This window comes from Streptomyces luteoverticillatus (assembly GCF_003970715.1).
Classification (GTDB): domain Bacteria; phylum Actinomycetota; class Actinomycetes; order Streptomycetales; family Streptomycetaceae; genus Streptomyces; species Streptomyces abikoensis.
Map to the genome: position 1 here is coordinate 3527004 of NZ_CP034587.1, position 16029 is coordinate 3543032.

The window sequence follows — 16029 nt, forward strand, 5'->3', positions numbered from 1 at the left end:
AGACTGGCCGAACGCCTCCTTCCGCTGTTTGGTGGAATCACGGCCGAGCGACGGGGGCACCGCCCGGGGGCGGCGGAGACCGGGCCGGTGGAGGTGGGACGGCATGAACCGGAATCCGGACGCCGAGGTGCGCAACCCGTACCTCGGGGGGCTCTACGCCCCCGTGACGGACGAGACGACCGCCTACGACCTGCCCGTGACCGGCCGGCTGCCCGAGTCGCTGCGCGGCCGCTATCTGCGCAACGGCCCCAACCCCGTGCACGTCGACGATCCGGCCGGCTACCACTGGTTCGGCGGCGACGGCATGATCCACGGCGTCCGGCTGCGCGACGGCCGCGCCGAGTGGTACCGCAACCGCTGGGTGCGCTCCGACGCCGTCGCCGGGCGGCTCGGCGAGAAGCTGCTGCACGGGCGGCGCCACCGGGGCCTGGACTTCGCGCCCAACACCCACGTGCAGTCCTTCGCCGGGCACTGCCTGGCCCTGGTCGAGGGCGGGGCGCTCCCCTACGAGCTCGATCCCGAGCTCCATACGATCGGCCCGTTCGACTTCCACGGCACCCTGCCGGGCGGCTTCTCCGCCCACCCGGTGACCGACCCGCACGACGGCGAGCTGCACGCGGTGGCGTACTGCCCGGCCTGGCCGTATGTGCAGTACGTCGTCGCCGGGCGGAACGGCTGTGTGCGCCGGCACGTCGAGATCCCCGTCGCGGGCTCCCCGATGATGCACGCCTTCTCGCTCACCGAGCGGTACGTGCTGCTGTACGACCTGCCGGTGGTCTTCGGGCGGGACCCGCGCGACGGTGGCGCCCATCCGCGCTGGGTGCCGGACCGGCCGGCCCGGCTCGGGCTCCTGCCGCGCGACGGCGGGGCGGCGGAGACGCGCTGGCTGGAGACCGAGCCGTGCTTCGTCTTCCACCCCATGAACGCGTACCAGCGCGACGACGGCCGGATCACCGTCCATCTCGCCGTCTACGACCGGTACTTCGACCGTCGTCGGCCGCTGCCCGGCGACCACCTCGCCCGGCTGGAGCGCTGGACCGTCGACCCCGTCGCGGGCACCGTGCGCCGACTCCCGCTGGACGACCGGCCGGTGGAGTACCCCCGCGTCGACCCCCGGCGGCTCACCGTCCGCCACCGCTTCGGCTACGTCATGCGCGAGCGGGTGGCGGGACGGGACACCGCGCTCATCAAATACGACCTGGAGCGCGGCACGAGCGAGGAGTTCGAGGTGCCGGCGGGCGGCGACGTGGGCGAGGGCGTGTTCGTCCCGGCCGCGCCCGGGGCGGCGGAGGACGAGGGATGGGTGCTGGCGTACGCGTACGACCCGGCGCGCGGGGCAGGCGAACTGGTGGTCCTGGCGGCCCAGGACTTCGCGGCCGGTCCCGTGGCCCGGGTGCACCTCCCGGGCCGGGTGCCGTTGGGCTTCCACGGGAGCTGGATCCCGGACTGCCCATGACACGTACCACGGCGTGTCGGGTGTGAACGTACTGGACCGGACTTGACAGCTAGCCTTACGTAGTCGTCAAGCATGCGGACTTTTACGAGCAGTACGGACATATATCTCCCCTCTCCGGCATCACTCGCACCCGAGACACACGACCTGAGACACACGAAGGGCATCTCCCCATGGGCATTCGGAGTCTGCTGCGGAACGCGTTCGGCCGCGCCAAGGCCCCCGGACGCGACGAACCGAGCCTCCCCCAGCAGAACGCGGGCCCCGACCACACCGCGAACCCGGTGTCCGTCCCGGCCCAGCCGACCGCCGAGACCGCCGACCGCGCCGGCTCGACCGTTCCCGACCCCGGCCCGCTCGGGCCCATCCCCACCCCGGGCCCCGCCCGGCCCGAGCCGATCCCCGAGCCGGAGCCGTCGCCGACGCCGATGCCGAAGCCCAAGCCCGTCCCCGAGCCGGACCCGACGCCCCGGCCGGACCCCCACCCCGTGCCCGAACCGCCCCCCGGCCCGGACCCGGAGCCCGCGCCCGCGATGACGGCGGAGGCGCCGGTGCTGACGGCGGAGGCGGCCGTGCTGACGGCGGAGGCTCCCGCCATGACGGCGGAGACGGCGGCCGTGAGCCTCACGAAGGTTCAGGAGACCGCGCCCGGCCTCGTCAGCCTCTACAAGTCGGCGGGCGTCTCGCTGCGGAAGCAGGGCCTGGCGGGCCAACGGGCGGCGGTCTACCTCGTCCTGGACCGCTCCGGCTCCATGCGCCGCTACTACAAGGACGGCACCGTCCAGCACCTCGCCGAGCAGGCGCTGGGCCTGGCGGCCCACCTCGACGACGACGGCGTCGTCCCCGTCGTCTTCTTCTCCACGGACGTCGACGGCACGGCCGAGCTCGACCTCGGCAACTACCGGGGCCGCATCCAGGAACTCCACGACTCCTACGGCCACATGGGCCGCACCAACTACCACTGGGCCATCGAGGCCGTCATCAGTCACTACAAGGCGTCCGGCGCCACCGACCCCGCGTTCGTCATCTTCCAGACCGACGGCGCGCCCTACAGCAAGCCCGCCGCGGAGCGGGCGCTGTGCGAGGCGGCCGGGCTGCCGATCTTCTGGCAGTTCGTGGGCTTCGGCGACCCCGAGGGCAAGGGCTTCGAGTTCCTGCGCCGCCTCGACGACCTGCCCGTGCCGGAGCGCCGGGTGGTCGACAACGCCGGCTTCTTCCACGCCGGCCTCGAACCGCGGCTGCTGAAGGACGAGGAGCTCTACACGGAGCTCATGGTCGAGTTCCCCGAATGGCTGGCGGAAGCACGCGCCGCCGGGATCGTCCGCTAGCGCGTCCGCCCGCGCCGGTCGCCCGGCCCGCCGGCCGCCCGGCCGGCAGGTCGACGACCACCCGGAGGCCGCCCCCCGCGTTGGGGGCGGCCTTCGCCGTACCGCCGTGCGCCCGGGCCACCGACCGCACGATGGACAGCCCGAGGCCCGACCCGCCGCCCAGCCGCTCCCGGCCCCGGCCCCGGCGGAACGGCTCGAAGAGCTCGGGTACCTCCTTGGCGGGCACTGGCGGCCCGGTGTTGACGACGGTCAGCCGGCCCGGGGCGACGGTGACGTCCACGCTGCCGCCGGGGTGGTTGTAGCCGACGGCGTTGCGCAGCAGGTTGCCGGCGAGCCGGCCGAGCAGCACCCGGTTGCCGGAGAGGGGCACGGGCCCGTCGGCGTGGAGGGCGACCCGGACGCCCGCGCGCGCCGACTCCCCGGCGACGGCGGCGGCTTCCTCGCGGACGACCTCGGCGAGGTCGAGCGGCTCGCGGCTCTCCAGGCCGCGCTCGCTGCGGGCGAGGAGGAGCAGCCCGTCGATGAGGCGTTCCGACTGGCGGTTGGCCTCCAGGAGCGTCGCCCTGGTGCGGGCGAGGTCCTCCGGGGACGGTTCGCCGTCCAGTCCGACCTGGACGGCGGCCCGCTGGGTGGCCAGTGGGGTGCGCAGTTCGTGCGAGGCGTTGGCGATGAACCGCCGCTGGCTGTCGAGCGCCCCCTGGACGGGCCGCAGGAACAGCCCGGCCGTCCACCAGCCGACGCCGAGGGCGAGCAGCGCGGTCAGCAGGAGGGCGACGACCGACCAGAGGACGAGTTCGTGGGAGGCGGCCTCGCTGACGTCGCCCGACAGCCGGTAGATCGTGGCGGTGCCCACCGTCTCCCGAGACTGCCCGTGGACCGGCCAGGGCCCGGTCTCGGCGGGCACCGCCAGCCGGGCGATGCGGCCGGCCCGCTCCCGCGTACCGGCCCGGGACAGGACGTTCACCGTGACCAGCAGGCCGGTGCCGAGCACGGCGAACACCGCCCCGAACGCGACGGCGATGCGGGCGCGGGCCGTGAGGACGGGCCGCCTCACAGGGCGTACCCGACGCCCTGCACGGTGCGGATGAGCGGTGGGTCCCCGAGCTTGCCGCGCAGCTTGCTCATGGCGACCCGGACGGCTCCGGTGAAGGGGTCGGCGTGCGCGTCCCAGGCCCGCTCCAGGAGTTCCTCGGCGCTGACGACGGCCCCGTCGGCCTCCAGCAGGATCTGCAGGAGCGCGAACTCCTTGGGCGACAGTTCGAGCTCCCGCCCCTCCCGGCTGGCGGTGCGCCGCACGGTGTCCATGCTCAGCCCGGCCTTCCGCAGCAGCGGGGGCGCGGGACGGGCGCTGCGGCGGCGCAGCGCCCGTACGCGGGAGACCAGCTCGGGAAACTCGAACGGCTTGGGGAGATAGTCGTCGGCCCCCAGGTCCAGCCCGGCGACCCGGTCCTCCATGGAGCCGGCGGCGGTGAGCATCAGGATGCGGGTGCGGGAGCCGGCGGCGACGAGGTGCCGGGTGACGTCGTCGCCGTGCACCCGGGGGAGGTCCCGGTCGAGGACGACGACGTCGTAGTCGTACAGGCCGAGGTAGGCCAGCGCGGCGTCGCCGCTGTAGACGGTGTCCACGGCGAACCCGGCTCTCCGCAGCCCGGTGGCCACGAGTTCGGCCAGTACCTCTTCGTCCTCGGCGACGAGCACTCGCATGACGGTGGCCCCTCGTTCCTCTCGTCCGGTACGCCCCCTTCCTTCCAGGATGCGGGTCTACCGGACGGGGTGTTTCGGAAACCTCTCCGTCGCCGGGTCCGGCGGTCAGTTGCCGAACGGCGGGAGGCCGTAGCCCGGCTTCATCGTCTTCTCGGAGACGAGGGCCTGGAGTTCGCCCTTCTTGGTGTAGAGGCCGGCCGTGGCCTTCGCCGGGGTGTCACCGGGGATGGTGCGGGCCGCCCACTCGACGAAGCTCGTGTGCTTGGCGCCGTCGCACTCCAGCGCGCTCCTGGCCTTGGTGGCCTTCAGCGTGGTCGGTCCGGAGACGAGCTCGACCGCCACGTGGTCCGTGGCGTCCGTGCAGACGTAGTCGAAGGAGACGTCGACGGAGGCCACGATGCCCTTGCCCAGGAATATCTTGTTCACGGCGACGGACGGGCCGGCGGTCGCGTCGGCCGCCTTCGCCGGGGCTGTCGCGGCGCAGGCCGACGGGGCGGCGATGCCGAAGGCGACGGCGGCCAGGACCGGGACGACGGCGGCCCGGAGGATGGTGCGCTTCACTTCTGTACTCCTCAACACACGGGTACCTGGGGGGAGGCGCGCGAAACCCCCGCGTCGTCACGCCCCCCGATATGACCGTTTCAGTGTACCTGTCAGGAGTCGTTCGACCACTCATCGTCACCGTCCGTGCGGGCGCGGGGAACCGCCCCCGCGACACCGGCGGTTGACGCCGTCGCCCTCTTGATCCGCGCGTCACTCTCCGCAACCATTCAATAACCGATCAGGGGACGTGCGAGTGGGCATGGATAAGGGCGTGAACGATGAAATTCCCTGTGGCACCTACGCCGTCGACATCCGGACCGGACGGCTCGGCGAAGTGATGGACCACCACGCCGGTCACGTACAGCTACGCCCGCCGCGCGGTGGTCTGGAGTGGAACTGTCCACCCGAGCACGCGCGGCCGGCGACGGAGAGCGAGGCCGGTCTGCCCGGGGGCGGCGGCGAGGGACATGGAGAGGAGGGGCGGTCGTGACGGCGCGGACGGTGTTCCTCTTCGGCACCTGGACGCTCGCGCCGGACCAGGAGCCGGACGCCGAGCCGATCTCGTACGCGATGCAGTGCGCGGTGTGCGGGTCGAGCTCGGACACGAGCGAGGACGCGGCGGTGGGGCAGCGGTGGACGTTCCAGCACGTGGGACGGCACCCCTCGCACCACACCTTCCGGGAGACGATCACCAGACCGTGGCGCACATGGATGCAGTCGTGAGGCAGCCGTGAGGCGGTCGTGAGCAGGAGGAACGTGGCCTTCCGACGGCTTCCCGACATTGACAGAGCCGTCATAAAAGCAGCGCGGCCCCCCTCCGGCGCTCGGATACGCTAAAGGTGCATCCAAGCCTCAGCCACACAGCGACCAGGGAGCAGCCGCAATGGCTCGACACCTCATCACCAGCGCCCTTCCGTACATCAACGGGATCAAGCACCTGGGCAACATGGTGGGGTCCATGCTCCCGGCCGACGTGTACGCGCGCTTCCTGCGGCAGACCGGCCGCGAGGCCCTCTACATCTGCGCCACCGACGAGCACGGCACGCCCGCCGAGCTGGCGGCCAAGGAGGCGGGGCTGCCCGTCGACACCTTCTGCGCCCAGCAGCACGACGCGCAGAAGGCGATCTACGACGGCTTCGGGCTGTCCTTCGACTACTTCGGCCGCAGCTCCTCGCCGGAGAACCGGGAGATCACCCAGCACTTCGCGCGTCAGCTGCAGAAGAACGGGTTCATCGAGGAGCGGTCGATCCGCCAGGTCTACTCCCTGGCCGACGGCCGCTTCCTCCCCGACCGCTACATCGTCGGCACCTGCCCGCACTGCGGCTACGACAAGGCGCGCGGCGACCAGTGCGAGAACTGCACCCGCGTCCTCGACCCCACCGACCTGATCGACGCCCGCTCGGCCATCAGCGGCAGCAGCGACCTGGAGGTGCGCGAGACCAAGCACCTCTTCCTCCTGCAGTCGAAGCTCCAGGGCGAGGTCGAGGCCTGGATCGACGAGCACGGCAAGGACTGGCCGGTGCTGGCGTCCTCCATCGCCCGCAAGTGGCTGACCGAGGGCCTCAACGACCGCGCCATCACCCGGGACCTGGAGTGGGGCGTGCCCGTCCCGGCGGACACGTGGCCGGAGCTGGCCGCCGAGGGCAAGGTCTTCTACGTCTGGTTCGACGCGCCCGTCGAGTACATCGGCGCCACCAAGGAGTGGGCCGCCCTGGACCCGGAGAGCCGCGACTGGAAGTCCTGGTGGTACGAGGCCGAGGACGTCCGCTACACGCAGTTCATGGCCAAGGACAACGTCCCGTTCCACACGGTGATGTTCCCGGCCACCGAGCTCGGCACCCGCGAGCCCTGGAAGACGGTCGACTACGTCAAGGCCTTCAACTGGCTGACGTACTACGGCGGCAAGTTCTCCACCTCCCAGAAGCGCGGCATCTTCACCGACGCCGCCCTCGAGGTGCTCCCCGCCGACTACTGGCGCTACTTCCTCATCGCGAACGCCCCGGAGTCCGACGACTCGTCCTTCACCTGGGAGCACTTCGCCGCGACGGTCAACAAGGACCTCGCCGACACCCTGGGCAACTTCGTCAACCGCGTCCTGTCCTTCTCCCGCAAGCGGTTCGGCGACGAGGTCCCGGCCGGTCTGGAGGAGGGCGAGGCCGAGGCCCAGCTGGGCCACCAGATCGCCGAGCTGCTCGCGGAGTACGAGCGGCACATGGAGGAGCTCCAGTTCCGCAAGGCCGCGCAGGCGCTGCGCGCCCTGTGGAGCGCGGGCAACTCCTACCTGGAGACCAAGGCCCCCTGGCTGGAGATCAAGACCAACCCCGAGGGCGCCGCGCTGACGCTGCGTACGGCGATGAACCTCATCCACCTGTACGCGATCGTCTCCGAGCCCTTCATCCCGGCCTCGGCCGCCGCGATGCGCTCGGCCTTCCAGCTGGAGGGTGACGACGCCGCCTGGGTGACGCAGGACGAGGCCCGCTCGCTGACCTTCGTCCCGGCGGGCACGCCGTTCACCGTGCCGCCGGTGCTCTTCGCGAAGATCACCGAGGACGACCTGGCCGCGTACCGCGAGCGCTTCGGCGGCGGCGAGGAGACCGCCGTCTGAGCCTGACGGGCACCGATCGCCGAAGGCCCGGGACCGCTGTCGCGGCCCCGGGTCTTCGCGCGTCGTGCGGACGTTGATCGTTCGGCAATCGTTCGTTCAGCCCGGCGCGGGAGGCTTCACCATGTGTTCGAGAAGTCCATCACCGTAAACGTTCATTCCGCCGACGAGGTCGGCCGGCACCGGGTCGTCCGGCAGCTCCGGTCGCTGCCCGGTGTCGACGTCGTCAGCGAGACGCCGGCGGTCGACATCCTGCTGATGGGGCGGCACGACGCCGACGCCCCGGGAAGACTGCGCAGACTGGCCCGGGCCGGCCGCGCCCCCCTGGTGGTCATCGCCGACGAGCTCGGCGAGACGGAGCTGATGGCCGTGTCGGAGTACGGCGTGCGGTCCGTCCTGTGGGGCGAGCGGCTCACTCCGGGGCGGCTGTCGCGGGCGGTCCACCAGGCGGCGGGCTGCTGCCCGAGAGAGCCGATGTCCGCCGCCCTGGTCTGACCTCGCCATCAAACGAAACGCCGCGGGGCGGGCTCGATTCCGAGCCCGCCCCGCGGCGTTCGCATGGCGGAAGGGGGTTACTTCACCTGGGTCTGCGGCTTGCGGATCGACAGGTGGAGCTCCTTCAGGCGGGACTCGTCGACCTCGCTCGGAGCGCCCATCAGGAGGTCCTGGGCGTTGCCGTTGAGCGGGAAGGCGATGGTCTCGCGGATGTTCGGCTCGTCGGCCAGCAGCATCACGATGCGGTCGATGCCCGGGGCGATGCCACCGTGCGGCGGGGCGCCGAACTTGAAGGCGCGCAGCATGCCGCCGAACTCCTTCTCGACCTCGTCCTTGCTGTAACCGGCGATCTCGAACGCCTTGTACATGACCTCGGGCTCGTGGTTACGGATGGCGCCGGAGGACAGCTCGGTGCCGTTGCAGACGATGTCGTACTGCCAGGCGAGGATGTCCAGCGGGTCCATCGTCTCCAGGGCCTCGAGGCCGCCCTGGGGCATGGAGAACGGGTTGTGGGAGAACTCGATCTTGCCGGTCTCCTCGTCCTTCTCGAACATCGGGAAGTCGACGATCCAGCAGAACCGGAAGACGTTCTCCTCGAACTGGCCGGCGCGCTTGGCGGCCTCGACGCGCACGGCGCCCATGATCTTGGAGACCTCGTCGAACTCGCCGGCGCCGAAGAAGACGGCGTGGCCCGGGGTGAGGCCGAGGCGCTCGACGAGGGCCTTGACGTTCTCCGCCGTGAGGAACTTGGCGATCGGGCCGGTGAGGACGTCGCCCTCGCCGACGCGGACCCACGCCAGGCCCTTCGCGCCCTGCTCGACCGCGTAGTCGCCGAGGCCGTCGAAGAACTTGCGCGGCTGGTCGCCGGTGTCCGGCACAGCCAGGGCGCGGACGTGCTTGCCCGCGAACGCCTTGAACTCCGAGCCCTCGAAGACGTCGGTGACGTCGACGAGCTCCAGCTTGGCGCGCAGGTCCGGCTTGTCGGAGCCGTACTTCAGCATCGCCGTGCGGAACGGGATGCGCGGGAAGGGGGAGGTGACGTGGCGGCCGTTGCCGAACTCCTCGAAGAGGTCGGTCATGACCTTCTCGATCACCTGGAAGACGTCCTCCTGCTCGACGAAGGACATCTCCATGTCGAGCTGGTAGAACTCGCCCGGCGAGCGGTCGGCGCGGGCGTCCTCGTCACGGAAGCAGGGCGCGATCTGGAAGTAGCGGTCGAAGCCCGCGATCATCAGCAGCTGCTTGAACTGCTGGGGGGCCTGCGGCAGCGCGTAGAACCGGCCGGCGTGGAGACGGGACGGCACCAGGAAGTCGCGCGCGCCCTCGGGGGAGGTGGCGGACAGGATCGGGGTGGCCATCTCGTTGAAGCCGAGGTTGGTCATCTTCTCGCGGATGGAGGAGATGACGGCGGAGCGCAGCATGATGTTGCTGTGCATCCGCTCGCGGCGCAGGTCGAGGAAGCGGTACTCCAGACGGCGCTCCTCGTTCACCCCGTCCTCGGTGTTGATCGTGAAGGGGATCTGCTCCGCGGCGCCCAGCACCTCGACCGCGGTGACCTCGATCTCGACCTCGCCGGTGGGCAGCTCGGGGTTGACGTTGTCCGCGCCACGGCTGGCGACCTTGCCGTCCACCCGGACGACGGTCTCCTTGGTGAGGTGGCTCAGGGCCTCGTTCGCCGGCGTGCCGGGGCGGGCCACCAGCTGGGTGATGCCGTGGTGGTCGCGCAGATCGATGAAGAGGATGCCGCCCAGGTCGCGCCGATTGTGCAGCCAGCCACTCAGACGGACGTCGGTGTCGACGTCAGCCGCACGGAGCTCGCCGCAGTTGTGGGACCGGTACCGATGCATCGTTCATCCAAGTCGTGGTCGAGGGCGTTGGTCTAAGGTGCGCCGCACAGTGCATACAGCACCAAGCAAGGGTACTGCTCCCGTCCGGCGTCGGTGGTCTCCCCTGTGCATACCTGCATAAGGTGGGGCAATGCGCACCGAGGACGTTCTGGCCACCGTGGCGACCGGTCTGTGGTGCTGGGACAACGCCGCCGGAGCCGTCACCCTCGACGCCGAGGCCAGGCGGCTGCTGGCGCTGCCCGAGCACGCCCCGCTGACCGAGGGCGTCATCCGCGCCCGGTTCCACGCGGTCGACTGGCTGGAGTTCCGGAGCCTCCTCGCCCTCTCCGGCGCCGAGGGGACCCTCGGCGAGCTGCGGATGCGCGTGGTGGACGAGCGGGGCGGGACGCTGCGGACCGTACGGCTGCGCGCCAAGCCGGTCGAGGGCGGCACCGACCGTCTGATGGTCGGCACGATCGAGGAGATCGCCGAGGCCATGGAGGGCACCTCCACCGCCCGGATGCCCATCGTCGCCGACTGGCACCGCAACCGCGAGGCGTTCCTGCTGGACGCGGGCCGGGCCCTGGCCGAGGCCCACTCGACGTCCGAGGTGCTGCGGGTGGCGGCCGGGCTGTCGATGCCGGGGTTCGAGCCGTCGGGGCTGGCGGTCTTCGTCGGCGAGGGAAGCCGGGTGCGGGTGATCGGCCACCACGGCTACGCGCCGGGCGAGGCGGAACCGTTCCTCGAACAGCCGCTGGACGCGGCCTACCCCGCCGCCGAGGTCATCCGCACCGGCCGCGCCGTCTATCTGCCCGCCCCCGAGGACTACCGGCGGCGCTTCCCCGACGCCTACCGCAAGGTGGCCCACTTCGGCCGCACGTCCTGGGCCTTCCTCCCGCTGATCAACGCGGGCCGCACCATCGGCGCCTGGATGGCGGGCTTCAGCGTGCCCGTCGCCTTCACCCCCGACGAGCGCTCGGTGCTCACCACCGTCGCCCGGATGCTCGCCCAGGCGCTGGGCCGGGCCAGTGTCACCGAGTCCGAGCGCGAGCTCAGCGTGGGCCTCCAGCGCTCGATGCTGCCCACCGTCCAGCCCGGCATCCCCGGCATGACGGTGGCCGCCCGCTATGTGCCCACCGGCGGCGGGCTGGAGGTCGGCGGCGACTGGTACGACATGATCCCGCTGCCCAACGGCAAGATCGCCCTGGTCATCGGCGACGTCCAGGGCCACGACGTACGGGCCGCCGGGCTCATGGGCCAGCTGCGGATCGCGCTGCGCGCGTACGCCTCCGAGGGCCACCACCCCGACGCGGTGCTCTCCCGCGCCTCCCGCTTCCTGGCCGGCATCAACGACTCCGGCGACGCGGGCGACGAGCAGCGCTTCGCCACCTGCCTCTACATCGAGGTCTGCCCCTCCAGCGGACTGCTGGTGATCGCCCGCGCCGGCCACCCCGACCCGGCGATCCGGCTCAGCGACGGCACCCTGCTGGTACGGCCCACGGCGGGCGGGCTGCCGCTGGGGATCATCCCCGACACGGACTACCCCACCACCCGGATCGTCCTGGAGCCCGGCGAGACGATGCTCGTCTTCACCGACGGGCTCGTCGAGACCGGCGGCCACGACCTGGAGTCGGGCATGGCACGGCTGCGGCAGACCGTCGAGGGCCACGCCCTGGACGTGGACGGCGATCTGGAGAAGCTCGCCGACGCCCTCGTCCAGGCCGTCCACGGGCCGCCCTCGCACTACACGACCGGGCCGCTCATCGACCGCCGCGAGGACGACATCGCCCTGCTGCTGCTCCGCCGCACGGTCCCGGCCGGCGCGCCGGAGGGCGCGGAGCCGGGGGCACTGCCGCATCCGCCGCGCCGCACGGTCATGGCCATCGCCCAGGCCGAGCCGGAGCGGATCGCGCAGGCCCGGCAGCAGATCCGCGAGCTCATGCACGACTGGCCGGACCCGGACCAGACGGACTCGGCGGTGCTGATGGTCTCCGAGATGGTGACGAACGTCCTCGTCCACACGGACGGCGACGCGTTGCTCATCGCCGAGATATCGGGCGAGCGCGGCACCCGCTGCGTCCGCGTCGACGTCGCGGACGCGAGCGACGAGCTGCCCCACCGCCGGCACCCCGGGGAGATGGCCTCCTCGGGCCGCGGCCTGGTGCTGATGGAGCTGCTGGCGGGGGCCTGGGGCGTCGACCCCCGGGGCGAGGGCAAGAACATCTGGTTCGAGCTGTACGAGGCCGCCGCCGGGGTGGAGGCGCAGTTCGAGGGCGTGACGTAGGGACCGTCCGGCGCGCTGTCGGAACGTCGTCGTCAGAACGTCGTCGTCCAGCCCGCGCCCCGGACCTGGTCGCGGGTGTAGGCGACGCCGTGCACCTTGAGCCCCGCCGGATCGATCAGGGTGACCGCTCCCCCCTCCGGACCGAGCCGGAATCCGTTACCTCCCGCGACGGTGACGGTCGTCCCGGAGGCGAGGGAACGGGCGGGGAGCGGTCGGCGGTGTCCGCTCGCGTCGGCGAGCCGCCAGCCGCCCATGTCGACGGGGTCGGGAGAGGCGTTGAGCAGCGTGACGGACTCGGCGCCCCGCCCCGGTCCGGCCGAGGCGACGCGGGCGGCCACGATGCGCACGGGGGCCTCGTGCTCCCCGGCCGGGAACGGCCGTGCGGCCGGTACGGGGATGGTGTGCCCGGTGGTGTCGTCGGTGTGCCACGCCTGCGACTGGAAGGCCAGGAAGACGCCCACCCAGCGGTCCTCGGCGGTCATGTGGAACAGCAGCCCGCCGTCCTGCCACACGCCGTCGTCCGGGACGAACGGATCGACGTTGCCCTGGTTCATATGGATGTCGTGGACGCCGATGACGGCGGGCCCGCTCCGCGCGGCCCGGAACCGGAAGACCCTGGCGAGGAGGGAGTGGTGGGGCCCGAAGCCCTGGCCGAAGGCGTAGACGGCCACGGCGGGATCGGCGATGGCGCGTTCCGCGTAGTGGTCCAGGAAGTCGGAGAGGTCGTTGTCCACGCCGGGGCGGTCCGGCGGCAGCGGGCGCATCCGGGTGGGGTCGAACAGATTGCCGCGGATGAAGTCGAGGGCGCCCGAGCCCGCCTGCGAGGCGAGCGGGGTCCAGCCGCTGCCCGCCGGGGGCAGGAGCCGCGTCACGGGGTGACGGAAGTCGTCATCCGCGAGGAACAGCAGCTCGGACGGGGCCACTTTGGACAGGACGTTCACGGGCACCTGATAGGAGGCGCCGGCGTTGTCCTTGAGGAAGAGCTGGTAGTGCGGCGTCTGGGTGCCGCCCTCCCGACGTCGGTCGGTGGCACGGGCCGCCAGTACGCCATAGGGGCTGATCGGCATGGCCGGGCCTCCGTTCTGGAGGATTCGCCCGTTCTGGGGGATTCACCCGGTTCCACTCTGCGCCCGCCGGAACCCCGGCACCACTCGATCAGTGCCGGGGCCCCGGGCGCGGGCGTGCTCAGGCCGCCGGGACGGTCCCGAGCCGGCCGGCCCGGAAGTCCTCGAAGGCCTGGGCGAGCTCGGCGCGGGTGTTCATCACGAACGGGCCGTAGTGCGCCATCGGCTCCCGGATCGGCCGGCCGCCGAGCAGGACGACGTCCAGGTCCGGGGTGTGGGAGTCCTGCTTCTCGTCCGCGCGGACGGTCAGCGAGGAACCCGCGCCGAACACGGCCGTCTGCCCCGTGTGGACCGGGCGACGTTCCGCGCCGACCGAGCCACGCCCGGAGAGGACGTACGCCAGGCCGTTGAAGTCCTCCCGCCACGGCAGCGTGATCTCCGCGCCCGGCGCCAGCGTCGCGTGCACCATCGTGATCGGCGAGTGGGTGACGCCGGGGCCCTGGTGCCCGTCCAGCTCACCGGCGATGACCCGCAGCAGCGCGCCGCCGTCGGGGGAGGTGAGCAGCTGGACGGAGCCGCCGCGGATGTCCTGGTAGCGCGGGGCCATCATCTTGTCCTTGGCCGGGAGGTTCACCCACAGCTGCAGGCCGTGGAAGAGACCGCCCGACACCACCAGGTGCTCCGGCGGCGCCTCGATGTGCAGCAGGCCCGAGCCGGCGGTCATCCACTGGGTGTCGCCGTTGGTGATGGTGCCGCCACCGCCGTGGGAGTCCTGGTGGTCGAAGATCCCGTCGATGATGTACGTGACGGTCTCGAAGCCGCGGTGAGGATGCCACGGGGTGCCCTTCGGCTCGCCCGGGGCGTATTCCACCTCGCCCATCTGGTCCATCATGATGAACGGGTCCAGGTAGCGGTAGTCGATCCCCGCGAAGGCTCGGCGGACGGGGAAACCCTCCCCCTCGAAGCCGCCGGGGGCGGTGCCGACGTACAGCACCGGGCGCCGGGTCGCGTCCGCGGCGGGCGCGGCGACGCGGGGCAGGGTCAGCGGGTTCTCTACGGTCACGGCGGGCATGGCGGCCTCCTCGGCTGGGGTGCGGTTCCAAGTTAGTTGAATGGTGAACCACATTCAAGGCGCGTACATTCCCGGAGGGTCCGTTCCCGGAAGAGGGACACTTGATCAATGCGCCCGACTCACGTCGCTCTCGTCTCCGTCACAGTGCTGGCCCTCGTCGCCCTGGGCATCCTCGTGGCGAGCCGCGGCCCGGCCGCGGGCGCGCCCCTGGCCGCCGGTGACGCGACCGGGCACTACAGACAGCAGAAGGCGGCGGCCGACGCGGCGGCGGATGCGCTGAAGGGCGTCCTGAAGAACCCCCGGCAGGCCGCTCCCGCGCCGCTGAACGCCCCGCAGCAGGCCGGCCCCGCCGACGCCGCGCCGGCGTCCGCCGCGCAGCCGCCCTCGGCGGCGGAGGCGGCGCCCTCCCCCGCCGTGGGGCCGCTGTTCTACACCGCCGAGGGCGTCCCGGCGCACGGCTGCACCGCGAGCGTGGTGCACAGCCCGGCGGGAGATCTCGTCGTCACCGCCGCGCACTGCGTGTACATGGACGGCTTCCGCACCGACCTCGCCTTCGCCCCGGGCTACCAGGACGAGACGGCTCCGTACGGCGTGTGGGTGCCGACCTCCATCGACATCGACCCGGAGTGGGCGGCCGACCGGGACCCCGACCACGACGTGGCGTTCCTGCGCGTCCGCCCCGCGAAGGGCGGCCCGCCCGTCGAGCGGGTGACGGGGGCGGAGCGGTTGCGCTTCGACCCGCCGCGCGAGCGGCCCACCCAGGTGCTCGGCTACCCGAACGACGAGGAGCGACCCGTGTCCTGCCGCAACACCACGGCGGGCGAGGGCGACACCCAGCTCCGCTTCGACTGCGAGGGGCTGCCCAACGGCACGAGCGGCAGCCCGTTCCTGACGGACGTGGACCGGGGGACGGGCCTGGGGACGCTCGTCGGCGTCCTCGGCGGCAAGGACGAGGGCGGCGACGAGGAGACGTCCTACGCGTCGTACTTCGGACCCGCCGTCAAGCGGCTGTACGAGCGCGCGACGCGGAGCTCTTAGCCGCGCCGGGGAGCATCGGCCAGACGCGCCGGGGAGCCTCAGCCGTACATCCGCCGCATCGCGAAGTCCACCATCTGCTCGACCGACTTCGCGTCGAAGACCATGCGGTGGTCGCCCTCCATGTCGAGGACGAAGCCGTAGCCGGTCGGCAGCAGGTCCAGGACCTCCGCGCCGGTGATGACGAAGTACTTCGACTCCTTGCCCGCGTACCGCCGCAGCTCCTTCAGCGAGGTGAACATCGGGATCACCGGCTGCTGGGTGTTGTGGAGCGCGAGGAAACCGGGGTTCTCACCGCGCGGGCAGTAGACCTTGGAGTTCGAGAAGACCGTCTGGAAGTCCTCTGCGGACATCTGGCCCGTGGTGAAGGCCCGGACCGCGTCGGCGAGCGACGGGGGCGACGGCTCGGGGTACAGCGGCTGCTCGCCGTAGCCGCCGGGCTGCTGCGGGGGCGCGTAGCCCTGCTGTGCCGCGTTCTGGTCGTAGCCGTACATGGCTCCAAAGCCTAGAGGGTCGTACGGGTCACAGTTGGCCGATCAGGTCTTGCTTCTTATTACCGGTGGGTAGCATCATGCTGCTTACTGACCGGTACGCACAGAGGATCGCCCTCCCGTCACCTACGG

Annotated in this window: 15 protein-coding genes; 8 read left to right on the forward strand and 7 right to left on the reverse strand. The window is 71.9% G+C overall.

From position 1 onward, the window contains the following. The first annotated feature begins 103 nt into the window (after window positions 1-103). Complete coding sequence (locus EKH77_RS15530; RefSeq protein WP_126914956.1) at window positions 104-1456, forward strand: carotenoid oxygenase family protein; 1353 nt, start codon at window positions 104-106, stop codon at window positions 1454-1456. A gap of 593 nt (window positions 1457-2049) precedes the next feature. Next, entirely contained in the window at window positions 2050-2781 is a 732-nt protein-coding gene (locus EKH77_RS33800; protein ID WP_240667745.1) for a vWA domain-containing protein, read from the forward strand. Here the strand turns inward: EKH77_RS33800 and EKH77_RS15540 are convergent. The 3 genes from EKH77_RS15540 to EKH77_RS15550 form a co-directional block, all read right to left on the reverse strand. Continuing rightward, on the reverse strand, window positions 2723-3835 hold the full coding sequence (locus EKH77_RS15540; RefSeq protein ID WP_126914958.1) for a sensor histidine kinase: 1113 nt from the start codon (window positions 3833-3835) through the stop codon (window positions 2723-2725). The two genes, EKH77_RS33800 and EKH77_RS15540, sit on opposite strands and share 59 nt — an antisense overlap. Beyond that, a complete protein-coding gene (locus EKH77_RS15545) occupies window positions 3832-4485 on the reverse strand; it encodes a response regulator transcription factor (protein WP_126914959.1) in 654 nt (217 codons plus the stop codon). The genes EKH77_RS15540 and EKH77_RS15545 overlap by 4 nt, the downstream gene beginning before the upstream one ends. A gap of 105 nt (window positions 4486-4590) precedes the next feature. Next, a complete protein-coding gene (locus EKH77_RS15550; RefSeq protein WP_126914960.1) occupies window positions 4591-5046 on the reverse strand; it encodes a hypothetical protein in 456 nt (151 codons plus the stop codon). Between the two features lie 253 nt (window positions 5047-5299). Between EKH77_RS15550 and EKH77_RS15555 the strand changes: the two genes are divergently transcribed. The 4 genes from EKH77_RS15555 to EKH77_RS15570 all read left to right on the forward strand — a co-directional run bounded on the left by EKH77_RS15555 (window position 5300) and on the right by EKH77_RS15570 (window position 8125). After that, window positions 5300-5518: a hypothetical protein gene (locus tag EKH77_RS15555; protein ID WP_240667369.1), complete on the forward strand. Its 219-nt coding sequence runs from the start codon at window positions 5300-5302 to the stop codon at window positions 5516-5518. Then, on the forward strand, window positions 5515-5751 hold the full coding sequence (locus tag EKH77_RS15560) for a hypothetical protein (RefSeq protein WP_126914962.1): 237 nt from the start codon (window positions 5515-5517) through the stop codon (window positions 5749-5751). Before EKH77_RS15555 ends, EKH77_RS15560 begins: the two co-directional genes overlap by 4 nt. 160 nt (window positions 5752-5911) lie before the next feature. After that, complete coding sequence (metG, locus tag EKH77_RS15565) at window positions 5912-7633, forward strand: methionine--tRNA ligase (protein ID WP_126914963.1); 1722 nt, start codon at window positions 5912-5914, stop codon at window positions 7631-7633. Window positions 7634-7756: 123 nt separating this feature from the next. Continuing rightward, entirely contained in the window at window positions 7757-8125 is a 369-nt protein-coding gene (locus tag EKH77_RS15570) for a DNA-binding response regulator (RefSeq protein WP_126914964.1), read from the forward strand. A gap of 77 nt (window positions 8126-8202) precedes the next feature. On the opposite strand, the gene aspS is transcribed toward EKH77_RS15570, so the two are convergent. Continuing rightward, the gene (gene aspS / locus EKH77_RS15575; RefSeq protein ID WP_126914965.1) at window positions 8203-9972 is read right to left on the reverse strand and encodes an aspartate--tRNA ligase; all 1770 of its coding nucleotides are present in this window, start codon (window positions 9970-9972) and stop codon (window positions 8203-8205) included. 130 nt (window positions 9973-10102) lie between these two features. On the opposite strand from aspS, the gene EKH77_RS15580 reads away from it, so the two are divergent. Further along, window positions 10103-12235 (forward strand): ATP-binding SpoIIE family protein phosphatase, encoded by a 2133-nt coding sequence (locus tag EKH77_RS15580; protein ID WP_126914966.1) that lies wholly within the window; start codon window positions 10103-10105, stop codon window positions 12233-12235. A 32-nt stretch (window positions 12236-12267) separates the two neighbouring features. Here EKH77_RS15580 and EKH77_RS15585 read toward each other — a convergent pair whose 3' ends face one another. Both EKH77_RS15585 and EKH77_RS15590 read right to left on the reverse strand, forming a co-directional pair. Next, window positions 12268-13302 (reverse strand): DUF2278 family protein, encoded by a 1035-nt coding sequence (locus EKH77_RS15585; protein ID WP_126914967.1) that lies wholly within the window; start codon window positions 13300-13302, stop codon window positions 12268-12270. Window positions 13303-13420: 118 nt separating this feature from the next. Beyond that, the gene (locus tag EKH77_RS15590; protein ID WP_126914968.1) at window positions 13421-14371 is read right to left on the reverse strand and encodes a pirin family protein; all 951 of its coding nucleotides are present in this window, start codon (window positions 14369-14371) and stop codon (window positions 13421-13423) included. 108 nt (window positions 14372-14479) lie between these two features. On the opposite strand from EKH77_RS15590, the gene EKH77_RS15595 reads away from it, so the two are divergent. Next, window positions 14480-15409 carry a trypsin-like serine peptidase gene (locus EKH77_RS15595; protein ID WP_126914969.1) on the forward strand — a complete coding sequence of 310 codons (930 nt, stop codon included), beginning with the start codon at window positions 14480-14482 and terminating at the stop codon, window positions 15407-15409. 38 nt (window positions 15410-15447) lie between these two features. Here EKH77_RS15595 and EKH77_RS15600 read toward each other — a convergent pair whose 3' ends face one another. Next, window positions 15448-15900, reverse strand: a complete 453-nt coding sequence (locus tag EKH77_RS15600; RefSeq protein WP_126914970.1) for an SseB family protein — start codon at window positions 15898-15900, stop codon at window positions 15448-15450. Window positions 15901-16029: the final 129 nt, after the last annotated feature.